This window comes from Tenacibaculum sp. A30 (assembly GCF_051200845.1).
Classification (GTDB): Bacteria; Bacteroidota; Bacteroidia; order Flavobacteriales; family Flavobacteriaceae; genus Polaribacter.
The window spans coordinates 289,038-311,355 of the sequence record NZ_CP195160.1 but is presented as its reverse complement, the minus strand read 5'-3'; the positions used below and the strand labels follow the sequence as shown (position 1 = coordinate 311,355).

The window sequence follows — 22,318 nt, the reverse complement described above, 5'->3', positions numbered from 1 at the left end:
TTTATATATAAATCTTATTCCACAGTTATATTCTCTAAAACAATTTCAGAAAGCTTTTTCAGCCTTCCTTCTTCATATAATTTATCAATTGTATAAAAATCAATTTCTTTATCTAAAGGCTTATAATTGTTATAATCTGCAAAGCGAATTCCGTCAACCAACTTTTCTTCTTTTACATCTCTAAAACGAACTCCTCCTCCATTTGTATGATATTTATAGGCTAAATAATCTAATTGAAAGTTCTCTTTAGAAAACCAGTAAAGAAACACATCATCAAAATCTTCTCCTCCTCCTTCTTCAGTAAAAGTAACTCTAACTTTATAATATTCTTTTCCCTTAATAGTTACGGGATCTAATAACTTTTTTTGAACAGCTTTATCGTTCAATCCAAATGGTAACACAGAAAAGTAATGAACAGAATTTACCGAATTACTGTACTTATTTTTATCTTCTTCTGAAAGGTTAACCAAACTATCATTAACAAAACGTTTAAATCCGTCATTAAACAATACATCTTTTACAGTTGCTGTATCGTTTTGCACAACTCGTGTTAATTCAAAAGTTCCGTTGTTTCGTATAGCTTTGTAATTGTTATCTCTAAAAGAAAAAGAAATAGTTGCATCCGCTATGTTATTAGACTTAGAATACGCTAACGATTGATCTATTACTTCTTGTGCTGTAAATTTTGGTTTACACGAGACTAATAATATTAATAGTGAAATATATAAGTACTTCATAAAATCTTAATTCTTTAAAAAATTGTCTTGCGCACAAATTTATAGGAATTCAATCACATTCACTTTAAAATTCTGTTAATAACAAAAAAAGAGCTGCAAAATTGCAGCTCTTAACATGCTCGCTTTCAAATTGGTTTAGAATCTTACTCCTACACCAAAGCCTATTAATAATGGATTGATATCTACTTCTGCAGGAACAGTTGCAATACCTGCATCAACAGTTACATCAGTACTTAACCCGATATACTTAGCATCTACGTTTAAAAACCAAGTATCGTCTAAATCATAGTCAAAACCTAATTGTAACGCATATCCGAATCCGTTTTTATAATCTACATCTACTACAGCACCAGGATCAGCATTGTAAAAAATAGTATAATTTACACCTGCACCAACATAAGGTTTAAAATCGCTGATATTAAAATGGTATTGTAATGTTAATGTTGGAGGCAATAACCATACATCACCCAAATTAACATCTCCTAAAGCGGTTCCTACTGCTTTTACATCGTGATTTGTAGTTCCTAAAATTAACTCCGCTGCTATATTTTCAGTAAAGTAGTACGTAAAATCTAGCTCAGGAATAAAACTTTTACTAATCTCAACATCTCCTCCAATAGTTCCTATGGTAGCTGATTCATTTGGCATTACACTAACCCATCTAAAACGAGCTTGCCATCTTTTAAAATCATCAGCTTTTGTAGTTTCTTGTGCAGCTGCATTGCTAAAAAATAAAATTCCAAATACAGCACTTAATATAATTTTTTTCATGATTATAAGTTTAAATTTTAAGCAAAATTACCTTTGCAATCCCCTTTAAAACATGACTTAAATCATAGCTTAATAATTTTATTTAACAACTTAAAATTATAGTTATATTTGTGTTTCCTTATGCAAAAAAACATTAACATACAGAATAAAAAAGCTCGTTTTGAATACGAGATACTTGACAAGTACACAGCAGGAATACAACTTACTGGTACTGAGATAAAATCGATACGGCAAAGTAAGGCTAGAATTACTGAAAGTTTTTGTGAATTCAATGATGAAGGAGAACTTTTTGTCGTTAATATGTACATTGAAGAATATGCCTTTGGACATCATTACAACCACAAACCAAAAAGCGAACGTCGTTTATTATTAAACAAACGTGAACTAAAAAAGCTTGAAAAAGAAGTAGAATCAAAAGGTAATACCATTGTTCCTTTACGTTTATTTATAAATGAAAATGGATGGGCTAAGTTAGAAATAGCGCTTGCCAAAGGAAAGAAAACTCACGACAAGAGAAATACTATTAAAGACCGTGATACCAAACGTGATTTAGCCAGAATAAAAAAGGCGTTTTAATTAATGAAAAATTGTTTCTTAAATAATATTCAATGGAAGAAGATTGTCTACTTCACTTTCATGTTATTTTTATTTAAGTTTTGTTTTTTATATGGTTATGGTTTTAAAACAACGCTTTCTTTTTTTGATTTAGGGCTTTTATCAATAGCTAGTGCTTTTTTATTAGCCTCTGGATATTTAAAAAGTTTTGCTTACAGAAATCAGCATAAAAAAATAAAAATTGATTTAGAAAAGACAAAAAAATGTTCTTTTTGGTTTGCTATAATCGGTGTTTTAGTTGGAGTTCTTCTATCATTTAAAATACAAAAACCATGGTACGGAATCTTATTTGTTGTTTGTCCAATCATTTCACATTTTTATGTAAAAAACAACATTAAAAAGACCTTTATTAGCAATATAGTTACTGCTTTTCTAAAACCTTTTGCCTTATTAACTTTATTGTGGTTTGACTCTCCTGTCGATTTAACTCAAGAACAATGGAGCTTGTTATTTAATCTTCAACTAATTACAATAGCTTATGTAATAATGTCTTTCTTTAGTAATATTGTTTTTGAAATTATTCTTGATTTAATTAATGTAAATGAAGATAATCTTAACAAACAAAACACGCTCCCTATTTTGTTAGGGAGAAAGAGAGCTAGAGACATCGCTTTAATTCTATCTATTATCGGTTGTTTTTTTATCTTTTCTATTGCCTTAGCTTTTTCTGATAATACATTCGTTTTTGCAACCCTAATGTTATTAGGCGTTCTTCCTTATTTATATTTTATTTACTACTTAATGAAAGCTTCTGAAACAAAACATTACAAGTACCTTATTAAAATTAGTTACTTTAATTTTTTTCTAGCGCTTTTAAGCATTCCACTAATAGCTTATCATTTTAAACATGTTATCTACTAAACTATCAAAGTACAATGTAATTTTAGCTTCTAACTCACCTAGAAGACAAGAATTAATCAAAAGTTTAAACATTCCTTTTTTAATAAAAACTAAGGAAGTAGAAGAAATATACCCTTCAGAACTACAACACAGCCAAATAACAGATTACTTAGCTGCTTTAAAAGCATCTCCTTTTACAACTGAATTAAAAGAGAATGACCTGTTAATTACTTCAGATACTATTGTTTGGTTAAATAACAAAGCCTTAGGTAAACCTAAAGATTATAACGAAGCGTTTAGCATGTTAAAAGAGTTATCTAATACAACTCATGAAGTTATTACTTCAATATGTCTTACAAGTAAGAATTTTCAAAAAACAATTAATGACGTCACAATTGTTACTTTTAAAGAATTACTTGATGAAGAAATTGATTATTATATAAATACCTATGAACCTTTCGATAAAGCTGGTGCTTATGGAATTCAAGAATGGATTGGTAAAATAGGAATTACAAAAATGGAAGGAAGCTATTTTAACGTTATGGGATTTCCAGTTCATAAACTTTACAAAGAATTATCAAAATTATAAGGCTAGCTTTTTATAAAAGATTATTTTTGACACGTATTTACACAACACAAACTGATGAAAAAATATACTTATACTGAAAAAAAAGATACCCGATCTGGGTTTGGTGATGGTTTAACCGAATTAGGGAAAACAAATCCTAATGTTGTTGCCCTTTGTGCTGATTTAACTGGCTCTTTAAAAATGAATGAGTTTGCTAAAAATCACCCAGAACGTTTCTTTCAAGTTGGAATTGCTGAAGCAAATATGATGGGAATTGCAGCAGGATTAACTATTGGTGGAAAAATTCCTTTTACAGGTACATTTGCTAACTTTTCTACAGGTCGTGTATACGATCAAATCCGTCAATCTATCGCGTATTCTGATAAAAATGTAAAAATTTGTGCTTCTCACGCAGGATTAACTTTAGGCGAAGATGGAGCTACGCACCAAATTTTAGAAGACATCGGGTTAATGAAAATGTTACCTGGTATGACTGTTATCAATACTTGTGATTATAGCCAAACCAAAGCAGCTACGTTAGCTATTGCAGAACATGAAGGACCAGTATATTTACGTTTTGGAAGACCTAGTGTTCCTGTTTTTATGACTGACCAACCTTTTGAAATTGGTAAAGCAATTCAACTTACAGAAGGTACAGATGTAACTATTGTTGCAACAGGACATCTAGTTTGGGAAGCATTACAAGCTGCTGAAAAATTAGAAGAAAAAGGAATTTCAGCAGAGGTAATCAATATTCACACTATTAAACCTTTGGATGAGGAAGCTATTTTAAAATCAGTAGCTAAAACTGGATGTGTAGTTACCGCTGAAGAGCATAATAAATATGGAGGCTTAGGCGAAAGTGTTGCGCGTTGTTTAGCCACTAACAACCCTACTCCTCAAGAATTTGTAGCTGTAAATGACAGCTTCGGGGAATCTGCAACTCCTGCAGAGTTAATGAAGAAGTACGGATTAAATGATGAAGCCATCGTAAAAGCTGTAGAGAAAGTAATTTCAAGAAAATAAACTCTGTATTATACACAATAAATACATCACTTTTTAGGTTTAAAGTGATGTATTTTTTTTATAAAAAAGTAATATAACCCCCAATTATTAATAAATAAACCCTAAACAAATGAAAAAAGCAGTTTTAATGATATTCCTTTTTGTTGGAGGAATTCAATTAGCACAAAGTCAAATCCAAGGAGGTATTAAAGGAGGTATTAACTATAACTCAAATTCTTTTACTGATGTAAAAAACGATGTAGTTTTTGATAATGCTAAAAGTAAAACAGGTTTCCACGCTGGTGCTTGGTTACGTATAAACTTACCTGTTGCCAATTTATACTTAAGACCAGAATTAGTATATACTCAATTAAGTAATGAGGTATCTTATAAATATAATATTGCCGATGATCCAAAAACTACCACCTATGACTTCCAAAAAATTGATATTCCTGTTTTAGTAGGAATGAAATTCTTAAAAGTAGCGCATGTTTTTGGAGGGCCTTCTTTTCAATATATTTTAGATTCTGATTTTAATATTGAAGACCTTAAACAAGTAGATTCTGACGGTTTCTCTGTTGGAGTACAATTTGGAGCTGGTATTGAGTTAGGTAAGTTAGGATTAGACGTTCGTTGGGAAAGAGCTTTATCTGATACTGAAGCTAAATTCATCGATTCTAACATTAACGATGTTAATTTTGACACTCGTGTAAATCAAATCATTGTAGGATTATCTTATAGATTCTAAAACAAACAATCACATATAAAAAAACCGAAGTTTTTAACTTCGGTTTTTTTGTTTTAATATTTTACTCTAATATCTCTGTTTAAATAATCAGGTACACTTGGCTTATTCGGATCATTAAAATCATTTCTTGGATCTCCATCACCATTTTTATCTTCATTTTTAGTTAAAACACCATCACCATCATCGTCTATATCTAAATAGTTAGGAACATTATTCTTGTCAGTATCATCATTCCTAGGGTTTCCATCCTCATCCAAATCTTCATAAATAGAAGGAATACCATCGTTATCATGGTCAGTATCTACTACGAAGTCTAATAAATCAATATAAAAAATCAATTGTGAGTTAGAAGGAATACCACCGTTAGGAGTGTTTCTATAAGCCAAACCTGAAGGAATGATTAAAATTCCTTTTCCAAAGTTTTCATAAGTAATAGGTTCTCCTGGAGTAGGCACATTAATCCCTGCTTTTAAATTAGGAATTCCATAAGTCCAACCTCTAATAGGAGATGGTGCATCCTGACGACTTCCAGATTGTGTTAAATTCCACCAAATAGGTTCAGTTCCTGTCTGACTTAATTCTAATTGATCTGCCTTTGTTGAATACCAAACTTGATATTTCGTTAAAACAGAATCTAATTGAGTAGGATTACCTTTTGGCGACTCTCCTTCTTTAACAATTAAATGATATAAATCATACTCAATATCATTTTCTGTGTGCGTTTTTTTAATAAGTCTATCATCTTCTAATAAAGGAGTTTTACCTGAAACCATAGGCTTTATAGAGTCTACAGTATCATCAAAATAATAGTTTTTTAAAAACTTTGCAATAGTATCTTTATCCTTAGCAGCTTGCGCTTCATGGTCAAAATTTTCTATTCTTGGATTACTATCAGTTCCGCATGCATACAAAAGAGTACCTACAGCAACCGTATATAATAAATGTTTAAATTTTATCATTTAATTTTGAAATTTTAACGCGCAATTTACCATTTTTATACCTTTGTAAAAAACGAAAGAACAAAAATTAACTTTTTATATGAGAATTGACAAATATTTGTGGTGTATTCGCTTGTTTAAAACCCGTAGTATTGCCACAGATGCTTGTAAAAAAGGGCATGTGAAGCTTGATGGAACCAACTTAAAACCTTCTAAAGAAGTTTTTGGAAATGAAGAAATTACCATCAGAAAAAATCAAATTAATTATAAAATAAAAATCTTAGACATCCCTCCTAACCGTGTGGGTGCTAAACTTGTTGATTTATATCGAAAAGATTTAACCCCAAAAGAAGAGTTTGAGAAAACCGAGTTATTAAAGTACTCTAAAGACTATTATCGTAAAAAAGGAACAGGACGTCCTACCAAAAAAGATCGTCGTGATATTGACGATTATTACAAAGATTCTAAAGAAAATGATGTTAATTTGTAATTCCTTTGTTTTAAACTAAAAGAAAAATGACCGACACTAACAATATCATCCTAAACAACACACAAATAGAGCAAAAAATTCGTAGAATGGCTTTTCAAATCTACGAAAGTAATAGTGAAGAAAAAGAAATCATTATTGCAGGTATTGCTGATAACGGTTTTTTTCTTGCTGAAAAAATTGCGGATGCAGTAAATAAAATCTCACCTTTAAAAGTTACCCTTTGTAAAGTTTTTATCGATAAGAAAAAACCTACAACTCCAATTACTACTTCAATAACTAGTTACGAGTACAAAAACAAAGCGTTAGTATTGGTTGATGATGTTTTAAACTCAGGTACTACTTTGATTTACGGCGTTAAACACTTTTTAGAGGTTCCTTTAAAAAGATTTAAAACTGCCGTGTTAGTCAATAGAAATCACAAAAAATATCCAGTAAAAGCAGATTTTAAAGGTATTTCTTTATCTACCTCTATTAAAGAACATGTTGTTGTTGAATTTAAAGCGAATGAAACTATTGCTTATTTAACTTAGTATAACTTGGAGATTCTCCACTGTTTCATTCACATCTTTATTATCAACTACTAGTTTATGAGTAGCTTGATTGTAATAATAACTACGTTCAAATAAGTGTTTGGCTATAAACTCTGCCAATTCATCTTCATTTAAGCGAGCTACTAACGGACGTTGGCTTTTTTCATTTACCAATCTTTCCTTGATTGTTTGTATAGATGTTTTTAAATATATAGAAGTCACATCATCATAACTTAACAATACATTCATGTTTCCTGCATAACATGGTGTACCTCCTCCTAAGGATAAAACAAAGTCTTCTTTTTTATCTAACAGTTCCTTTAGATAAACATGCTCTTGCTTACGAAAATAGATTTCTCCTTTCTCTTTAAAGACATCAGAAACCGACATTTTTTCTTTTTCTTCAATATATGCGTCTAAATCTATGAAAGAAATCTTCATTTTTTCGGCTAAAATCTTACTAATTGTCGATTTCCCGCTAGCCATATATCCCAATAAAACAATTTTCATAAACTAATAATTAAGCAGTTACAAATATCTATAAAAAATATTACAAAAAAGCTTTTTTCATTTAAAGAACAGTTGTATATTTGCAACCGCTTTCACAAGGAAGCAATGACCGGGTAGCTCAGTTGGTAGAGCATCTCCCTTTTAAGGAGAGGGTCCTGGGTTCGAGCCCCAGCCCGGTCACCAAAAAGTTAAGCGAAAGCTTAACTTTTTTAGTTTACGCACGTATGGCGGAATTGGTAGACGCGCAGGCTTGAGGGGCTTGTTTCCAACGGAAGTGCAGGTTCGACTCCTGTTACGTGCACCAACAATAAAAACCACAAACTTCACGGAAAGCTTGTGGTTTTTATTTTAAAGTAAACTTTGTACTTACCGTATCAATTTCACAGATAATTAACTAAACAAAATCTATTTATGCTTATTATTGCATTATGCAAAAAAAATATACTTTTTTATTGTTATTACTTGTTTCATCATTTATAACAATAGCTCAAACCACTCAAAACAATAATCTTAAAGGACAAATTATAGATTCTGAATCTAAAAAACCTTTAAGCGCTGCACATATATTAAACTTAAATACTGTAGTAGGTACAATTACCAACGAACAAGGAGCTTTTGATTTAGTAGCTAAAGCAAATGATACTGTTCTTGTATCTTATTTAGGATACTCTTCTATAAAACTAAAAGTAACAAACGACCTTTTAAAAGGAAATGAAGTGGTTATTTCTTTAGAGGAAAAACCTGAAGAAGTTAAAGAAGTCGTAATTAAATCTACAGAACTTATTGGTGTTTTAGAAGTTGATGTAAAACAAGTACCTAAAGATCGTTTTACAAGAATTCATATTAACGGTTTACCCCAAACCTATGAAGTAGGAAAACCTCAAAAGATCTCCTCTCCTATTGCTAAACTCTTAAATCCTGTCGATTTAGTGTATAATCACTTCGGAAGCAAACCTAAACAGCTAAAAAAACTAAAAAAACTGAAACAAGAAGACGATTTACGTAAAATGTTAGCTGGTAAATTTGATAGAGAAGTAATGATGGAGTATCTAGAAATGGACAGAGCTGAGTTAAACAAACTGCTCTCTGACTGTAACTATTCTGAATATTTTATAAAAAAAGCTAGTGATTTGCAACTTATCGAAGCCGTTTTAAACTGTTATGAAAACTACAAGGCTGTTAAAAATGGTAAAATAGAACGAGACAGAATACCTAAATAACATCTTTTATGTTAGAAAAACGGGATTTTCAATAATTTATCTGTTATATTGTTTAATAACTAACAAATAATTATATTTAAAAATGAGAAAAACCATATTATTATCTTTTCTATTTGTTATGCTTTTAAGCTGTAATAAGGAAGATATAAATCCGCCCGTTCTTGACAATCTAGCTAATGATTTCGTTTGGAAAGCTATGAACTCATGGTATAACTGGCAAGGTGATGTTCCAAATTTAGCAGACAGTAAGGATGATAATAAAAATGATTATTACACTTATCTTAACTCTTACAGTACTCCAACTTCATTATTTGAAAGCCTAAAGCACGCGAATGATGATTTCTCTTGGTTTATTGAAGATTACGTAGCTCAGCAACAACAATTTCAAGGTACTTCTAAGACTTTTGGTTTTAGACCTAGTTTGGTTAGAGTTGGTACAACCGATTATGTAGTAATGTATATTCAACATGTTTCAAAGAACTCTCCTGCAGATCTAGCTGGATTTAAAAGAGGTGATATTATAAATGCTATCAATGGAACTGTAATGACCTTGAGTAATTATAAAACCGTTTTTAATGGTTATTACCAAGAAACTTCAGAATTTTCATTTACAGAAAAAGACGGTCAAACTTTAAAAGAAAATAAAACAATTTCACAAGCTGTAGTATCAGACAACCCGGTACATTTAACTAAAGTTTTTGATGATATTAATGGTAAAAAAGTTGGGTACATAGTTTACAATGGTTTTAGATCTTCTTATAATGACGAATTAAACGCTGCTTTTGGCGAGTTGAAGTCTGCTGGTGTTCAAGAATTAGTATTAGATTTAAGAATTAATGGTGGTGGTTCTGTAGAAACATCTGCATATTTAGCAAGCATGATACGTGCAGAAGCTGGTACTGATAAATTTGCTGAATTAAAGTTTAATAGTAAACACTCTCAATACAATGATCCTTACTATTTTGATAATACGTTAAATGTTTATGGGGCTGATGGAAAAAAAACCCATGAAGAAACCATTAATAGACTGTCTGGTATTGAAAGATTATATGTTTTAACTTCTGGTAGCACAGCATCTGCTAGTGAAATGATTATAAACGGATTACGCCCTTTTATAGAAGTTAAAGTAGTAGGAACCAAAACAGTAGGTAAAAACGAGGGATCTATAACACTTTATGACTCTCCAATTAGTGATTATACAAATGTAAACTCTGCTAATTCTTCTCATAAAATGGCTATGCAACCGATAGTTTTTCAGATTTATAATAAGCTTGGTCAAAATGATTATGGTGATGGATTTGAACCTAATATTTTAATCGAAGAATGGAAACATTGGGATAACATCTTACCTTTTGGAGACGAAAATGAAATTGTGCTTAAAACAGCACTAGATGATATAAGAGGTGTATCGGCAAAATCTACATACGAAGTAAAAAGTTTTGAACGTATTGATATAAATGTATCAACAAACAAGTTTGAACAAGAAATGTATATTGACAGTCATTACTTTAATAAGTAAAATTACCTTATAAAAAGCAGCAAAATTTTGCTGCTTTTTTTATGCTTCTATTTCATCCAAAAGAATTAAATTTACAGCTTTCAAAAACACACACAAACACAACTAATAATGATTCATTTCTTTGGAAACGTAAACAGCAAGGTTTTTGCTGTTCAAACAACAGAAGAATTAACATCTGAAACAATTTCGAAGTTAACTTGGTTATTTGGCAACCAACCGAAAATAAACGCGGCGTCTGTTGACGCCTTTTTTGTTGGACCTAGAGCAGCAATGATTACTCCTTGGAGTACCAATGCCGTTGAAATTACTCAAAATATGGGAATTTCTGGAATTATCAGAATTGAAGAATTTGATGCAGTAGCTAATGATTTTTCTGACTTCGACCCTATGATTTCTCAAAAGTTTGACGGATTAAACCAAGAAACTTTTACGATCAATATTCAACCTGAGCCAATTTTAGAAATTGATGATATTGCTACTTATAATGAGCAAGAAGGGTTAGCCTTAAGTGAAGAAGAAATTGTGTATTTAGAAGAAGTAGCTACTAAAATTGGTAGAAAATTAACCGATTCTGAAGTATTTGGATTCTCTCAAGTAAATTCAGAGCACTGTCGCCATAAAATTTTCAACGGTACTTTTGTTATTGATGGTGAAGAAATGCCAACTTCTTTATTCAAATTAATTAAAGAAACTTCGGCAAAAAACCCTAATGATATTGTTTCTGCTTATAAAGACAATGTTGCTTTTGTTAAAGGTCCAAAAGTAGAGCAATTTGCTCCTAAAAGTGCAGATAAACCTGATTTTTACGAAACAAAAGAGTTTGAATCTGTTATTTCATTAAAAGCTGAAACACACAACTTCCCTACTACTGTCGAGCCTTTCAACGGAGCTGCTACAGGATCAGGTGGTGAAATTCGTGATAGATTAGCTGGTGGAAAAGGATCGTTACCCTTAGCGGGTACTGCTGTATATATGACTTCTTACTCTCGTTTAGAAGAGAATCGTCCTTGGGAAAAAGGAATGGATGAACGTAAATGGTTATACCAAACTCCAATGGATATCTTAATCAAAGCATCTAATGGAGCTTCTGATTTTGGTAATAAATTCGGTCAACCATTAATCTGTGGTTCTGTTCTAACTTTTGAACACGAAGAAGATGCTCGCAAACTTGGTTTCGATAAAGTAATAATGCAAGCAGGTGGTATCGGATATGGTAAAAAAGAACAAGCATTAAAAGATACTCCACAAGAAGGAGATAAAATAGTAATTCTTGGAGGTGAAAACTACCGTATTGGTATGGGAGGAGCTGCAGTTTCTTCTGCCGATACTGGAGAGTTTTCAACTGGAATTGAATTAAATGCAATTCAGCGTTCAAATCCTGAAATGCAAAAACGTGCAGCCAACGCTGTTCGTGGTATGGTAGAAAGTGATGAAAACTTTATTGTTTCTATTCACGATCACGGAGCTGGTGGGCACTTAAACTGTTTATCAGAATTAGTAGAAGATACTGGCGGAAAAATCGATTTAGATAAATTACCTGTTGGAGACCCTACGCTATCTGATAAAGAGATTATCGGTAACGAATCTCAAGAACGTATGGGGTTAGTTATTGCTGAAAAGCATATCGACACCCTTAATAAAATTGCTGAACGTGAGCGTTCGCCAATGTACACAGTAGGTGATGTTACTGGGGATCACCGTTTTACTTTTGAATCTAAAACCAATGGTAACAAACCAATGGATTTAGCTTTAGAAGATATGTTTGGAAGTTCTCCAAAAACGATTATGACTGATAAAACAGTAAATCGTAATTATGCTGATGTTGAGTATTCTAAAGAAAACTTTGCTCAATATTTAGAGCAAGTTTTACAATTAGAAGCCGTTGCCTGTAAAGATTGGTTGACGAATAAAGTTGACCGTTGTGTTGGAGGAAAAGTAGCCAAACAACAATGTGTTGGTTCTTTACAAATTCCATTGAACAATGTCGGTGTAATGGCGTTAGACTATAAAGGTAAAGAAGGAATTGCTACTACGATTGGGCACTCTCCTATTTCTGGATTAATTGATCCAGAAGCAGGAAGTAAAAATTCAATTGCTGAAGCATTAACTAATATTGTATGGGCTCCTTTAAAAGATGGTTTACAATCGGTTTCATTATCAGCAAACTGGATGTGGCCTTGTAAAAATGAAGGTGAAGATGCTCGTTTATATAAAGCAGTAAAAGCTGTTTCTGATTTTTCTATCGATTTAGGAATCAACGTTCCAACAGGAAAGGATTCTTTATCGATGAAACAGAAATATCCTAATGAAGAAGTAATTTCTCCAGGAACTGTAGTTATTTCTGCTGCGGCTAACTGTAACGATATTACTAAAGTAGTAGAACCTCTTTTACAAGCAAACAAAGGAGATATCTATTATATCAACTTATCACAAGATGATTTCAAATTAGGAGGAAGTTCGTTTGCACAGATACTAAATAAATTAGGTAACTCTGCTCCTACGATTACTAATAATGAGTTCTTTAAATCGGCATTTAATGTTTTACAGAATTTAATTAAGGAAGGAAAAATCGTTGCTGGTCACGATGTTGCATCTGGAGGATTGATTACTACCTTGTTAGAATTGTGCTTTGCAGATGTAAATGTAGGTGCAAACTTAGATTTATCTACTTTAAATGAAGCTGATAGTATCAAGTTATTATTTGCTGAAAACTCTGGAATTGTTTTCCAAGCAATCGACGCTTCTGTAGAACAAACTTTAACTAATAATAATATTGAGTTCTTTAAAATTGGTTCGGTAACAGAGTCTGATCGTTTAAATATTAAGAATGGATCTGATATTTTTGCTTTATCCATTGCTGAATTAAGAGATACTTGGTACAAAACATCGTACTTATTAGATCAAAAACAAACAGCTAATGGTTTAGCTAAAGATCGTTTTGATAATTATAAAAACCAACCTTTACAATATACATTCCCAACGCATTTTACAGGAAAGCTTGCTGACACTCTGGGTACTGTAACTAACAGACCTAAAGCTGCTATCATTCGTGAAAAAGGTTCAAACTCTGAACGTGAAATGGCAAATGCCATGTATTTAGCTGGTTTTGATGTAAAGGATGTTCACATGACAGATTTAATTTCTGGTCGTGAAACGTTAGAAGATATACAATTTATTGGAGCTGTTGGTGGTTTTTCAAATTCAGATGTTTTGGGTTCTGCTAAAGGATGGGCTGGAGCATTTTTATATAATGAAAAAGCGAACACTGCTTTGAAAAACTTCTTTAAAAGAGAAGATACACTTTCTGTTGGTATTTGTAACGGATGTCAGTTGTTTATGGAATTAGAGTTAATCAACCCAGAGCATAATGAGCATGGTAAGATGTTGCACAATGATTCTAAAAAGCACGAAAGTTCGTTTACATCTGTAAAAGTTCAAGAGAATAATTCAGTAATGTTATCTAGTTTAGCAGGAACTGAATTAGGAGTTTGGATTTCTCACGGAGAAGGAAAATTCAATTTACCAGAAACTGAAGACAATTACAACATTGTTGCTAAGTACGGATATGAAGGATATCCTAACAATCCGAACGGTTCAGATTATAATACAGCAATGCTATGTGATAAGACTGGTCGTCATTTAGTAACTATGCCACATATTGAACGTTCTACTTTCCAATGGAACTGGGCTAACTATCCACAAGACAGACAAGATGAAGTTTCTCCTTGGTTAGAAGCTTTTGTTAATGCAAGAAAATGGATAGAGAATAAAAAATAAGTAGAATACTACATTCTCAACTACAAAAAAGCACTCTGTAAACAGGGTGCTTTCTTTTTTTTACAAAAGTAAACAGCAAAACACATATTTTACATTTGTTAACCATTGAATTGTGGTAACATTTGTAATATTCTTATCATTCAACTTCTATTCTGCATATATAATATGTTTATATAAGTACTTTAAAGATATATGATTAAACCTATAGTAATTTAAAGTAGTTATAGAAGTATTATAAAGTTTATAGTCTGATTCAGATTTATATAGATTTAAAATACCGCAACATCATTATTATTCGCCTTAAAGTTGCTTATTTGACGTTTAAGTCAGTTAAATAAGGATAAATGGTCATTTAAACACATCATATTTATTAAAAAAGAAATGTATTTACATTCGTGAACTTAGCAAATCAAACAATTAACTTAATTACAAATATAAACAAGGAGGTTTACCAAAAGTATAAATTTTCTTTATATTAAACATGTATATATCTAATTTGCAGCATTTTAAATGTTATTTATTAAAGTGTTTTATAGTCTTGTTTTAAATTATTTTGAAAAAATATTAAATTTTTATTGTTTACAATTATAAAATATCATATATTTACAATCGTAAACAACCTTTAATGTTTACATAAGTAAACAAATGATTGAAAGATTAAAACAGATATTAGACTATTACAATTTATCGGCGTCAAGCTTTGCAGACAAAATTGATGTTCCAAGATCTAGCATTTCTCACCTGCTATCAGGAAGAAATAAACCAAGTCTAGATTTTATTATAAAAGTTGAAACGGCTTTTGATGAAGTTGATTTAAATTGGTTAGTGTATGGTAAAGGTAGTTTTCCACCAAACACACAAAATCAAGAGAAAGAGGTAAAAATAGAAAAAAATGAAGCTCCTTCTCTGTTCGCTGAAAATATAGTATTTGACCAAGAACCCGAAAAAAAATCAAATACGCAATTCTCAGAGAGTACTATAAAACCAAAAGAATCGGCCGCTTTTAGAGAAATTAAAAATATTTTGGTTCTATATGATGATGGAACCTTTGAAGATTATAAAAAAAGATGATACTATAAATGATTCCCAAAAAAAATCCCCAAAGAATTTAATGAGTTGTGAAATTCAAATAACCCCTCAGTATTTGTATCCCCCAACAAATCTTTTGAATTTTATAAATCATTAAAAACTAAACTCTCCCCTAAAACTTATGTCCCCTTTAAGTTGTGACTTTAGAAATTTGTCCCACAGACAAACCCATCGTGCTTGCACCCCTTAACAAGCAAACACAACCCCCTTAAAAATAAAAGAAGCCTGTATTATAAAAATAACACAGGCTTTTTTTTGTTTTTTATAAGTAAGTCAAATTTTATGTTAACATTCCTCCGTCAACTGATAATGTTTGACCAGTAATATATGAACTCATATCTGATGCTAAGAATACACAAGCGTTAGCGATGTCTTCTGGAGTTCCTCCTCTTTTTAAAGGAATTTCATTTCTCCAACCTTCAACTACTTTTTCATCTAATTTTGCAGTCATTTCAGTTTCAATAAAACCTGGAGCAACTACGTTACTACGAATATTACGAGAACCTAATTCTAATGCTACAGATTTTGAGAATCCTAAAATTCCTGCTTTTGAAGCTGCATAATTTGCTTGACCAGCATTTCCTTTTAATCCAACAACTGAACTCATGTTGATAATTGAACCTGCACGTTGTTTCATCATCGGACGAATTACTGCTTTGGTTAAATTGAAAACAGATTTTAAATTTACTTCAATTACTTTATCAAAATCTTCTTCAGAAATACGCATTAACAAATTATCTTTTGTAATACCTGCGTTATTTACTAACACATCAATAGTTCCGAATTCTTCTAAAACGTTTTTAGCCAATTCTTGTGCTGCATCAAATTCAGCTGCATTTGATTGATATCCTTTTGCTTTTACTCCTAATGCTTTCAACTCATTTTCTAAGGCAGTTGCTGCTTCAACAGAAGAGCTATACGTAAATGCAACGTTACATCCTTGATTTGCAAACTCTAAGGCAATTCCTCTACCAATTCCTCTAGTAGCACCTGTAACAATTGCAGTTTTATTTTCTAAAAGTTTCATTTATTAGTTGTTTTAATCACAGGGCGATAGCCAAGGGTTTTATTCCCCGAAGCTTGCCTCTAAATTTTTACATAATTTTTTTGAATACCCAGTATGCTTGTATCTGGGTAATTTATTGGAATTCAAATATAAAAATAAATTCCCGTTAAAAACGGGAATTTACTCTAATATGTATGTAGTTTCTTATGCTAAAACTTTAGCTACCATTTCTCCAATTTTAGCAGGAGACTCTACAACGTGAACTCCATTTTCAGCTAAAATTTTCATTTTTGCTTGAGCAGTATCATCAGCACCACCAACGATAGCACCTGCATGTCCCATTGTTCTACCAGCTGGAGCAGTTTGACCTGCAATAAAACCAACTACTGGCTTACGGTTACCGTCAGCTTTAATCCAACGAGCAGCTTCAGCTTCTAAGTTACCTCCAATTTCACCAATCATTACGATTGCTTCAGTTTCATCGTCATTCATTAATAACTCCACAGCTTCTTTAGTAGTAGTTCCAATAATTGGATCTCCACCAATACCAATAGCTGTAGTAATTCCGTAACCTTGTTTTACAACTTGATCAGCAGCTTCATAAGTTAAAGTTCCTGATTTAGAAACGATACCTACTTTACCTTTTTTGAAGATAAATCCTGGCATAATTCCAACTTTAGCTTCTTCTGGAGTAATTACTCCTGGACAGTTAGGTCCTACTAAAGTACAATCTAATTGATCAATATAAGCTTTTACTTTTACCATATCAGCAGTAGGAATTCCTTCAGTAATACAAATGATTACTTTAATTCCTGCTTCAGCAGCTTCCATAATAGCATCAGCAGCAAATGCTGGTGGTACAAAAATAATAGAAGTATCTGCTCCTGCTTTTTGTACAGCTTCATCAACTGTATTAAAAACTGGCTTTCCTAAATGCTCTTGACCTCCTTTACCTGGTGTTACACCTCCAACTACGTTTGTTCCGTAATCGATCATTTGGCTAGCGTGGAAAGTTCCTTCGCTTCCTGTAAAACCTTGAACTATAATTTTTGAATCTTTATTTACTAAAACACTCATTGGTTTGCTTTTTTTATTTTTTAAGACAGACAAAAATAACTTTTTAATTGTGTTTTCACAATTAATTTTAGGTTACTTTTTTTCTTTATTTGTTGCATTCTTTAAATAGATGACTTCTCTAAGAGTTTGACGGTATTCACGCTGTGGTGTTCCGAAGTATACTCCTTTTTTTAAGGATTTTGTAACTCCTGTTTGTGCCATTAAAACGGTACCTTTTTCAATAGTTAATCCACTACTAATACCTACTTGACCCCAAATTGTTACTTCATCTTCAATAACAGTACAACCAGCGATACCTGTTTGCGCTGCAATTAAACACTTTTTACCGATTACAGTATCGTGACCAATGTGAACTTGGTTATCAATTTTTGATCCAGCACCTATTAATGTATCTCCTGTTACTCCTCTATCAATAGTACAAGAAGCTCCTAAATCTACATTATTTTCAAGTACTACTCTACCTCCAGAAATTAGTTTATCAAAACCTTCTGGTCGATTTTTGTAATAGAAAGCATCTCCTCCTAAAACTGTATTGGCGTGAATTGTAACATTATCACCTATTACGCAGTTATTATTGATTGCTACGTTGGCGTGAATTAAACAATTTTTTCCAATCGTTACATTTTCACCAATAAAAACATTTGGTTGTATAATTGTTCCTTCTCCTATAATAGCCGACTCAGCAATACTACTTTTTGAAGCTATAAAAGGATTGAAATGTTTTGTTATTTTATTGAAATCTCTAAAAGGATCATCAGAAATTAATAATGATTTTCCTTCAGGGCATTCTACTTTTTTATTAATTAAAATAGTAGTTGCAGCAGAGTTTAAGGCTTTATCGTAGTATTTAGGGTGATCTACAAAAACAATATCTCCTTTTTCTACTACGTGAATTTCATTAATTCCTGTAATAGGAAAATCGTTTTCTCCTACAAATTCTAAATTTAATAGAGCTGCTATTTGCTCTAAAGTTTGAGGCTGTTTGAATTTCATCTTTAAAAAGAAATTCCCGCTAAAGAGCGGGAATCGTATATTTATTCTTTAATTCGCTCTGTATATGCGCCTTTTTCTGTGTCGATTTTTATTTTGTCTCCTTCATTAATAAATAAAGGAACATTAATTCTAGCACCAGTTTCAACAGTTGCAGGCTTTGTAGCGTTTGTTGCTGTATTACCTTTAACACCTGGCTCTGTATGAGTTACTTCTAAGATAACATGCGATGGCATTTCTACAGATAATGGCATATTATCTTCAGTATTAATTAAAACAGTTACAACCTCTCCTTCTTTCATTAAATCTGGAGCGTCTAATACTGATTTTTGAAGTGTAATTTGGTTATAATCTTCAGTATTCATGAAGTGATAAGTATCTCCTTCTGGATATAAGTACTGAAATTTATGAGTTTCAACACGAACGTCTTCTATTTTATGTCCTGCAGAAAATGTATTATCTAAAATTTTTCCTGTAGTAACACTTTTTAATTTTGTACGTACAAAAGCTGGTCCTTTTCCAGGTTTCACATGTAAAAACTCTATAACTTTATAGATATCGTGATTAAACTTTATACACAATCCTTTTTTAATATCTGATGTTGTTGCCATTTATTTTGATCTTTATAATTGCTCAATCAAGTGCAATTTTACTAATTAATTTGCTTTAAAATATCCTTTCATTATTCCACGATGCGAATCTTTGATAAACTGAATGATTTCATCACGCTCTGAAGTTGCTTCCATCTCAGCTTCAATAATATCTATCGCTTGTGAGTTGTTGTAGTTTTTCTGGAATAAGATTCGGTATATGTCTTGAACTTCTCTAATCTTTTCAGTAGTGAAACCTCTTCTACGTAATCCAACAGAATTGATACCTACATACGATAATGGCTCTCTAGCAGCCTTAACAAACGGAGGTACATCTTTACGAACCAAAGATCCTCCTGTAACAAAAGCATGATTTCCTACAGAGGCAAACTGGTGTACAGCTACCATACCCGCTAAAACTACATTATCACCGATGGTAACATGACCCGCTAACGTTGAATTGTTTGAAAAAATACAATTATCTCCCACTTTACAATCATGAGCTATGTGACAATATGCCATAATTAAGCAATTATCACCAATAACTGTTTTCATTCTATCAGAAGTACCTCTGTTAATAGTAACACATTCTCTAATAGTTACGTTATCTCCTATTTCTACAGTGGTTTCTTCGTCGTCAAATTTTAAATCTTGAGGAATTGCAGAAATTACTGCTCCTGGAAAAATTCGACAGTTTTTACCGATGCGCGCACCTTCCATAATTGTAACGTTAGAACCAATCCAAGTTCCTGAACCTATTTCTACATTTGCATGAATGGTTGTAAAAGGCTCAATAACTACATTACGAGCTATTTTTGCTTGAGGGTGTACGTACGCAAGTGGTTGATTCATATTATTTAATTTTTGAAATTTGAGCCATTAATTCTGCTTCACAAACCAGCTTACCATTAGCATAAGCATATGCTTGCATATGAGCAATACCTCTTCTTATTGGCGTTATTAATTCACTCTTAAATATTAATGTATCTCCTGGTAATACTTTCTGTTTGAACTTTACATTGTCCATTTTCATGAAATATGTTAAGTAATTTTCAGGATCTGGTACTGTGTTTAACACTAAAACTCCACCACATTGTGCCATTGCTTCTACTTGTAAAACCCCTGGCATTACAGGTGCTCCTGGAAAATGTCCTACGAAGAAACCTTCATTCATCGTAACATTTTTCATTCCAACCACATGTTTGTCAGATAGTTCAATAATTCTATCAATTAATAAAAATGGTGGTCTGTGAGGTAAGATATCCATGATTTTATGAATATCCATTAATGGTGGTTGGTTTAAATCAAAAGTAGGGACGTTATTTCTTTTCTCTTGTTTAATGATTTTAGCCAACTTTTTAGCAAATGAAGTATTTACTGAATGTCCTGGTTTATTAGCAATTACTTTACCTTTAATACGAGTTCCTGTTAAAGCTAGGTCTCCAATAACATCTAATAACTTATGACGTGCAGCTTCATTAGCCCAATGCAACGTTAAGTTATCTAACACTCCGTTAGGTTTTACGGTAATATTTTCTTTATTAAAGGCTTTTTTAAGTTTTTGCATTGTGCTGTCTGACAACTCTTTGTCAACATAAACAATGGCATTATTTAAATCTCCTCCTTTAATTAAATCATTCTCTAATAAAGTTTCAATTTCGTGTAAGAAACTGAATGTTCTTGCTGCTGAAATTTCGTTTTTAAAATCAGAAATTTTGTCTAAAGTAGCATTTTGAGTTCCTAAAATTTTAGTTCCAAAATCTACCATAGTAGTAATTTGGTACTCATCAGCTGGCATTAAAATAATTTCACTACCAGTTACTTCGTCTTTGTACGAAATAATTTCTTTTACAACATATTCTTCTATTTCAGCCTCTTGCTCTACAATTCCTGCTTCTTCTAATGCTTCAATAAAAAACTTTGAAGAACCATCCATAATTGGTGGTTCTGAAGCGTTAACTTCAATAAGTAAATTATCAATATCTAAACCTACTGCAGCAGCTAATACGTGCTCAGATGTTTGAATTTGAACCCCGTTTTTTTCAAGGTTAGTACCTCTTTGTGTATTTGTTACGTACTCAGCTTTTGCTTCAATTATTGGGCTTCCTTCTAAATCTACACGCTTAAAAGCGAATCCGTGATTTTCTGGAGCTGGTTTAAAAACCATTGTAACTTGATTACCTGTGTGTAACCCTACACCTGATAATGTTATTTCGTTTTGTATTGTTTTTTGTTTCTTACTCATTGTTTGAATTTTGAGCATTCAACTCTTTTTCTATTTTATGTACCGTTGTTGCTAACTTTGGTAAGTTTTTAAAGTGTACATACGATTTACTATAGTCAGAATATCCGAAGGCAGGAGATCCCTGAACAACTTCGTCATCTTTTAAACTTTTTCCTATTCCTGCTTGCGCTTGGATTTTTACATTATTTCCAATTGTGATGTGTCCAACAATACCTACTTGACCTCCAATCATACAGTTCTCTCCTATTTTTGTTGATCCTGCAATACCTGTTTGAGAAGCTATTACGGTATTTTTCCCTATTTCTACGTTATGAGCTATTTGAATATGGTTATCTAACTTTACTCCTTTACGAATAATTGTTGAACCCAAAGTTGCTCTATCTATTGTTGAATTGGATCCTACATCAACATTATCTTCTATAATAACGTTTCCAATCTGTGGAATTGCTTTATACTCTCCATTTTCATCAGGAGCAAAACCAAATCCATCTGCACCTATTACAGTTCCTGAATGAATCTTACAATTTTTACCTATAACTGTTTCTGAATAAATTTTCACTCCAGCGAAAACAACCGTATTGTCTCCAATAACTACATTGTCTCCAATATAAGAGTTCGGATAAATTTTCACATTATTTCCAAGCACCACATTTTCACCTATGTAAGCATAAGCTCCAATGTATTCATTATCTCCAATAGTCACAGAATCTGCCATAAAGTGAGGATTTTCTCTCCCTACTTTATTGTTTTTCACTTCGTTATAAAACTCTAATAATTTTGAAAATGATTTGTATGCATTTTCAACCTTGATTAAAGTTGTTTCTATTTCCTTTTCAGGAACAAAACTTTTATTAACAATGGCTACTGTTGCCTTTGTTGAATAGATATATGAATTATATTTCGGATTAGATAAAAAGGTTAATGACCCCAAGGTACCTTCTTCTATCTTGGAAAGTTTAGATACTTCAGCTTCTGGGTTTCCTACAATCTCTCCCTCTAAAATATCGGCTATTTGTTGTGCTGTAAATTTCATTAAGTGCAAAAGTAATTATT

The 22,318-nt window shown here is 32.0% G+C and carries 22 protein-coding genes and 2 tRNA genes; 13 read left to right on the top strand and 11 right to left on the bottom strand.

The features are described 5' to 3' along the window. Positions 1 to 14: 14 nt before the first annotated feature. Together ACR9ES_RS01425 and ACR9ES_RS01420 are read right to left on the bottom strand one after the other, a co-directional pair. Positions 15 to 737, bottom strand: coding sequence for a DUF6503 family protein (locus ACR9ES_RS01425; RefSeq protein WP_435254817.1), 723 nt, complete (start codon positions 735 to 737; stop codon positions 15 to 17). Positions 738 to 872: 135 nt separating this feature from the next. After that, positions 873 to 1,508, bottom strand: a complete 636-nt coding sequence (locus ACR9ES_RS01420; protein WP_435254816.1) for an OmpW/AlkL family protein — start codon at positions 1,506 to 1,508, stop codon at positions 873 to 875. 120 nt (positions 1,509 to 1,628) lie between these two features. On the opposite strand from ACR9ES_RS01420, the gene smpB reads away from it, so the two are divergent. The 5 genes from smpB to ACR9ES_RS01395 all read left to right on the top strand — a co-directional run bounded on the left by smpB (position 1,629) and on the right by ACR9ES_RS01395 (position 5,284). Beyond that, on the top strand, positions 1,629 to 2,084 hold the full coding sequence (gene smpB, locus ACR9ES_RS01415; protein WP_435254815.1) for an SsrA-binding protein SmpB: 456 nt from the start codon (positions 1,629 to 1,631) through the stop codon (positions 2,082 to 2,084). A 3-nt stretch (positions 2,085 to 2,087) separates the two neighbouring features. After that, positions 2,088 to 2,984 (top strand): hypothetical protein, encoded by an 897-nt coding sequence (locus tag ACR9ES_RS01410; protein WP_435254814.1) that lies wholly within the window; start codon positions 2,088 to 2,090, stop codon positions 2,982 to 2,984. Continuing rightward, positions 2,971 to 3,552 (top strand): Maf-like protein, encoded by a 582-nt coding sequence (locus ACR9ES_RS01405; protein WP_435254813.1) that lies wholly within the window; start codon positions 2,971 to 2,973, stop codon positions 3,550 to 3,552. Before ACR9ES_RS01410 ends, ACR9ES_RS01405 begins: the two co-directional genes overlap by 14 nt. Positions 3,553 to 3,606: 54 nt before the next feature. Beyond that, complete coding sequence (locus ACR9ES_RS01400; RefSeq protein ID WP_435254812.1) at positions 3,607 to 4,557, top strand: transketolase family protein; 951 nt, start codon at positions 3,607 to 3,609, stop codon at positions 4,555 to 4,557. A gap of 109 nt (positions 4,558 to 4,666) precedes the next feature. Beyond that, the gene (locus tag ACR9ES_RS01395; protein WP_435254811.1) at positions 4,667 to 5,284 is read left to right on the top strand and encodes a porin family protein; all 618 of its coding nucleotides are present in this window, start codon (positions 4,667 to 4,669) and stop codon (positions 5,282 to 5,284) included. 53 nt (positions 5,285 to 5,337) lie between these two features. On the opposite strand, the gene ACR9ES_RS01390 is transcribed toward ACR9ES_RS01395, so the two are convergent. Next, complete coding sequence (locus ACR9ES_RS01390) at positions 5,338 to 6,243, bottom strand: FKBP-type peptidyl-prolyl cis-trans isomerase (RefSeq protein ID WP_435254810.1); 906 nt, start codon at positions 6,241 to 6,243, stop codon at positions 5,338 to 5,340. A 79-nt stretch (positions 6,244 to 6,322) separates the two neighbouring features. Here ACR9ES_RS01390 and ACR9ES_RS01385 point away from each other — a divergent pair, with 79 nt between their 5' ends. Further along, positions 6,323 to 6,712 carry an RNA-binding S4 domain-containing protein gene (locus ACR9ES_RS01385; protein ID WP_435254809.1) on the top strand — a complete coding sequence of 130 codons (390 nt, stop codon included), beginning with the start codon at positions 6,323 to 6,325 and terminating at the stop codon, positions 6,710 to 6,712. 26 nt (positions 6,713 to 6,738) lie between these two features. After that, on the top strand, positions 6,739 to 7,242 hold the full coding sequence (locus ACR9ES_RS01380; RefSeq protein WP_435254808.1) for a phosphoribosyltransferase family protein: 504 nt from the start codon (positions 6,739 to 6,741) through the stop codon (positions 7,240 to 7,242). On the opposite strand, the gene ACR9ES_RS01375 is transcribed toward ACR9ES_RS01380, so the two are convergent. Then, on the bottom strand, positions 7,234 to 7,752 hold the full coding sequence (locus ACR9ES_RS01375; RefSeq protein WP_435254807.1) for a shikimate kinase: 519 nt from the start codon (positions 7,750 to 7,752) through the stop codon (positions 7,234 to 7,236). The two genes, ACR9ES_RS01380 and ACR9ES_RS01375, sit on opposite strands and share 9 nt — an antisense overlap. Positions 7,753 to 7,859: 107 nt before the next feature. Between ACR9ES_RS01375 and ACR9ES_RS01370 the strand changes: the two genes are divergently transcribed. From ACR9ES_RS01370 to ACR9ES_RS01345, 6 genes are all read left to right on the top strand, one after another. Next, positions 7,860 to 7,935, top strand: a tRNA-Lys gene (locus ACR9ES_RS01370). A 35-nt stretch (positions 7,936 to 7,970) separates the two neighbouring features. Next, positions 7,971 to 8,056 (top strand) — tRNA-Leu (locus tag ACR9ES_RS01365). A 124-nt stretch (positions 8,057 to 8,180) separates the two neighbouring features. Further along, entirely contained in the window at positions 8,181 to 8,972 is a 792-nt protein-coding gene (locus ACR9ES_RS01360) for a carboxypeptidase-like regulatory domain-containing protein (RefSeq protein ID WP_435254806.1), read from the top strand. Between the two features lie 82 nt (positions 8,973 to 9,054). Next, a complete protein-coding gene (locus ACR9ES_RS01355; RefSeq protein WP_435254805.1) occupies positions 9,055 to 10,491 on the top strand; it encodes a S41 family peptidase in 1,437 nt (478 codons plus the stop codon). A 108-nt stretch (positions 10,492 to 10,599) separates the two neighbouring features. Continuing rightward, on the top strand, positions 10,600 to 14,268 hold the full coding sequence (gene purL, locus ACR9ES_RS01350; protein ID WP_435254804.1) for a phosphoribosylformylglycinamidine synthase: 3,669 nt from the start codon (positions 10,600 to 10,602) through the stop codon (positions 14,266 to 14,268). A gap of 645 nt (positions 14,269 to 14,913) precedes the next feature. Further along, positions 14,914 to 15,339: a helix-turn-helix domain-containing protein gene (locus tag ACR9ES_RS01345; protein ID WP_408035722.1), complete on the top strand. Its 426-nt coding sequence runs from the start codon at positions 14,914 to 14,916 to the stop codon at positions 15,337 to 15,339. A 298-nt stretch (positions 15,340 to 15,637) separates the two neighbouring features. Here the strand turns inward: ACR9ES_RS01345 and fabG are convergent, their stop codons facing one another. From fabG to lpxD, 7 genes are all read right to left on the bottom strand, one after another. Continuing rightward, the gene (fabG, locus tag ACR9ES_RS01340; protein WP_274634192.1) at positions 15,638 to 16,384 is read right to left on the bottom strand and encodes a 3-oxoacyl-[acyl-carrier-protein] reductase; all 747 of its coding nucleotides are present in this window, start codon (positions 16,382 to 16,384) and stop codon (positions 15,638 to 15,640) included. 183 nt (positions 16,385 to 16,567) lie between these two features. After that, the gene (gene sucD, locus ACR9ES_RS01335) at positions 16,568 to 17,440 is read right to left on the bottom strand and encodes a succinate--CoA ligase subunit alpha (RefSeq protein WP_028891930.1); all 873 of its coding nucleotides are present in this window, start codon (positions 17,438 to 17,440) and stop codon (positions 16,568 to 16,570) included. Positions 17,441 to 17,512: 72 nt separating this feature from the next. Continuing rightward, positions 17,513 to 18,433, bottom strand: coding sequence for a UDP-3-O-(3-hydroxymyristoyl)glucosamine N-acyltransferase (locus ACR9ES_RS01330; protein WP_435254803.1), 921 nt, complete (start codon positions 18,431 to 18,433; stop codon positions 17,513 to 17,515). Between the two features lie 41 nt (positions 18,434 to 18,474). Further along, complete coding sequence (gene efp / locus ACR9ES_RS01325; RefSeq protein ID WP_408035726.1) at positions 18,475 to 19,041, bottom strand: elongation factor P; 567 nt, start codon at positions 19,039 to 19,041, stop codon at positions 18,475 to 18,477. A 45-nt stretch (positions 19,042 to 19,086) separates the two neighbouring features. Next, positions 19,087 to 19,872: an acyl-ACP--UDP-N-acetylglucosamine O-acyltransferase gene (lpxA, locus tag ACR9ES_RS01320; protein ID WP_435254802.1), complete on the bottom strand. Its 786-nt coding sequence runs from the start codon at positions 19,870 to 19,872 to the stop codon at positions 19,087 to 19,089. A gap of 1 nt (position 19,873) precedes the next feature. Next, complete coding sequence (locus tag ACR9ES_RS01315; protein WP_435254801.1) at positions 19,874 to 21,265, bottom strand: bifunctional UDP-3-O-[3-hydroxymyristoyl] N-acetylglucosamine deacetylase/3-hydroxyacyl-ACP dehydratase; 1,392 nt, start codon at positions 21,263 to 21,265, stop codon at positions 19,874 to 19,876. After that, entirely contained in the window at positions 21,258 to 22,298 is a 1,041-nt protein-coding gene (gene lpxD, locus ACR9ES_RS01310; RefSeq protein ID WP_435254800.1) for a UDP-3-O-(3-hydroxymyristoyl)glucosamine N-acyltransferase, read from the bottom strand. Before lpxD ends, ACR9ES_RS01315 begins: the two co-directional genes overlap by 8 nt. Positions 22,299 to 22,318 lie beyond the last annotated feature (20 nt).

What these genes read in the sequence shown, in the direction of transcription:
- ACR9ES_RS01360 (WP_435254806.1), top strand. Translation starts at nt 8,181, where the DNA reads ATGCAAAAAAAATATACTTTTTTATTGTTATTACTTGTTTCATCATTT.
- ACR9ES_RS01380 (WP_435254808.1), top strand. Translation starts at nt 6,739, where the DNA reads ATGACCGACACTAACAATATCATCCTAAACAACACACAAATAGAGCAA.
- lpxA (WP_435254802.1), bottom strand. Translation starts at nt 19,872, where the DNA reads ATGAATCAACCACTTGCGTACGTACACCCTCAAGCAAAAATAGCTCGT.
- ACR9ES_RS01385 (WP_435254809.1), top strand. Translation starts at nt 6,323, where the DNA reads ATGAGAATTGACAAATATTTGTGGTGTATTCGCTTGTTTAAAACCCGT.
- ACR9ES_RS01395 (WP_435254811.1), top strand. Translation starts at nt 4,667, where the DNA reads ATGAAAAAAGCAGTTTTAATGATATTCCTTTTTGTTGGAGGAATTCAA.
- ACR9ES_RS01390 (WP_435254810.1), bottom strand. Translation starts at nt 6,243, where the DNA reads ATGATAAAATTTAAACATTTATTATATACGGTTGCTGTAGGTACTCTT.
- ACR9ES_RS01345 (WP_408035722.1), top strand. Translation starts at nt 14,914, where the DNA reads ATGATTGAAAGATTAAAACAGATATTAGACTATTACAATTTATCGGCG.
- ACR9ES_RS01425 (WP_435254817.1), bottom strand. Translation starts at nt 737, where the DNA reads ATGAAGTACTTATATATTTCACTATTAATATTATTAGTCTCGTGTAAA.
- ACR9ES_RS01420 (WP_435254816.1), bottom strand. Translation starts at nt 1,508, where the DNA reads ATGAAAAAAATTATATTAAGTGCTGTATTTGGAATTTTATTTTTTAGC.
- fabG (WP_274634192.1), bottom strand. Translation starts at nt 16,384, where the DNA reads ATGAAACTTTTAGAAAATAAAACTGCAATTGTTACAGGTGCTACTAGA.
- ACR9ES_RS01330 (WP_435254803.1), bottom strand. Translation starts at nt 18,433, where the DNA reads ATGAAATTCAAACAGCCTCAAACTTTAGAGCAAATAGCAGCTCTATTA.
- ACR9ES_RS01405 (WP_435254813.1), top strand. Translation starts at nt 2,971, where the DNA reads ATGTTATCTACTAAACTATCAAAGTACAATGTAATTTTAGCTTCTAAC.
- ACR9ES_RS01355 (WP_435254805.1), top strand. Translation starts at nt 9,055, where the DNA reads ATGAGAAAAACCATATTATTATCTTTTCTATTTGTTATGCTTTTAAGC.
- purL (WP_435254804.1), top strand. Translation starts at nt 10,600, where the DNA reads ATGATTCATTTCTTTGGAAACGTAAACAGCAAGGTTTTTGCTGTTCAA.
- smpB (WP_435254815.1), top strand. Translation starts at nt 1,629, where the DNA reads ATGCAAAAAAACATTAACATACAGAATAAAAAAGCTCGTTTTGAATAC.
- ACR9ES_RS01410 (WP_435254814.1), top strand. Translation starts at nt 2,088, where the DNA reads ATGAAAAATTGTTTCTTAAATAATATTCAATGGAAGAAGATTGTCTAC.
- ACR9ES_RS01400 (WP_435254812.1), top strand. Translation starts at nt 3,607, where the DNA reads ATGAAAAAATATACTTATACTGAAAAAAAAGATACCCGATCTGGGTTT.
- lpxD (WP_435254800.1), bottom strand. Translation starts at nt 22,298, where the DNA reads ATGAAATTTACAGCACAACAAATAGCCGATATTTTAGAGGGAGAGATT.
- sucD (WP_028891930.1), bottom strand. Translation starts at nt 17,440, where the DNA reads ATGAGTGTTTTAGTAAATAAAGATTCAAAAATTATAGTTCAAGGTTTT.
- efp (WP_408035726.1), bottom strand. Translation starts at nt 19,041, where the DNA reads ATGGCAACAACATCAGATATTAAAAAAGGATTGTGTATAAAGTTTAAT.
- ACR9ES_RS01375 (WP_435254807.1), bottom strand. Translation starts at nt 7,752, where the DNA reads ATGAAAATTGTTTTATTGGGATATATGGCTAGCGGGAAATCGACAATT.
- ACR9ES_RS01315 (WP_435254801.1), bottom strand. Translation starts at nt 21,265, where the DNA reads ATGAGTAAGAAACAAAAAACAATACAAAACGAAATAACATTATCAGGT.